This window comes from Nocardia farcinica, assembly GCF_029867845.1.
Lineage (GTDB): Bacteria > Actinomycetota > Actinomycetes > Mycobacteriales > Mycobacteriaceae > Nocardia > Nocardia farcinica_A.
In genome coordinates this window covers 1-1,180 of record NZ_JARWRU010001070.1, presented here as the reverse complement: position 1 = coordinate 1,180, position 1,180 = coordinate 1, and the positions used below count along the sequence as shown (strand labels likewise).

At 72.7% G+C, this 1,180-nt stretch carries 1 protein-coding gene; it reads right to left on the bottom strand.

Annotation, left to right across the window (positions count from 1 at the left end; translation table 11 throughout):
• Positions 1 to 898, bottom strand: an 898-nt coding sequence (locus tag QH283_RS23620) for a molybdopterin-dependent oxidoreductase (protein ID WP_280505135.1), incomplete at its 3' end; no start/stop codon positions are given.
• Between the last annotated feature and the right edge of the window lie 282 nt (positions 899 to 1,180).

Sequence of the window (1,180 nt, the reverse complement as noted above, 5' to 3'; positions counted from 1 at the left end):
GCGGACAGGACTCGAGCTGGGTGCGCAGTTCGTCGAAGCCGACGGTGTGCGCGGCGAGGTAGTCGTGGTCGATCCAGTCGTTGGCGATGATCTCGTGCAGCAGCGCGTTCATCAGCGGCAGGTTGGTGCCGGGCCGGGGCGCCAGGTGCACGGTCGCCGCGCGGGCGACCGGGGTGGCGCGCGGGTCGACACAGATCAGCGCGGGCGGGTCCGGCCCGGCGAGCCGGTCCAGCACCCGCGACCAGAGCACGGTCTGTGTCTCGGCCATGTTGTGCCCGTAGAGGGCGATCACGTCGGCGTGGTCGATGTCGGTGTAGGAGCCGGGCTGGCCGTCGCAGGCGAAGGACTCCTTCAGCGCGGCCGCGGCGGTGGCCGTGCACAGGCGGGTGTTGCCGTCCATGTGGTTGGTGCCGATGCCGCCGTGTCCGATCACCGCGAGCGTGTAGTACTCCTCGCAGAACAGCTGGCCGGTGGTGTAGAAGCCGATCGAACTCGGACCGCGTTCGGCCAGCAGCTCTTTCGTGCGCCCGGCGACCGCCGACATGGCGGTGTCCCAGTCGGTCTCCACCAGCTCGCCGCCGCGGCGGATCAGCGGTGTGGTCAGCCGATCGGGTGAGTGGGTGGCCTGCCAGCCGAACAGATCCTTCGGGCCGAGCCTGCCGTGGTTGACCCGGTCGTCGCCGCGGCCGCGCACCCCGACCACGCGGCCCGCGCGCACCGCGATGTCCATGGCGTCGCCGTTGGAGTGCAGCAGCGAGGCCGAGCGGACCCAGGCCTCGACATCGGATTCGGACACCCCCGGTTCGAGGTAGGCGTCGACCCGCACGGGCCACTGCTGTCCGGCGCCGTACGGGGTCCGCGAACCCCACGGCTCGGCTATCCGATCGACGTCGGTCACACGCCGGTGATGCCCGGGAACGCGCGCGGCAAACCGCGAGGCGGAACGCGCGCGGCAAACCGCGAGGCGCAGCCCCGGGAGATCGCCCTCGGAGAACGGCCGACGCCGGTATGGTGACCGGCGAGCACGGGGGCTCTGTGGTAGGGGTGACTCGCTCGCGAAAGGCCCCCCCCCCGCCCCCCGGGGGGCGCGTTAAAACAAACACCCCCCCCCCCCCCCCCCCCCCCCCCGCCCGGCGAGGGCGACACACCACCGCGGGGGAAGGGCCCCACGACGCAGCGG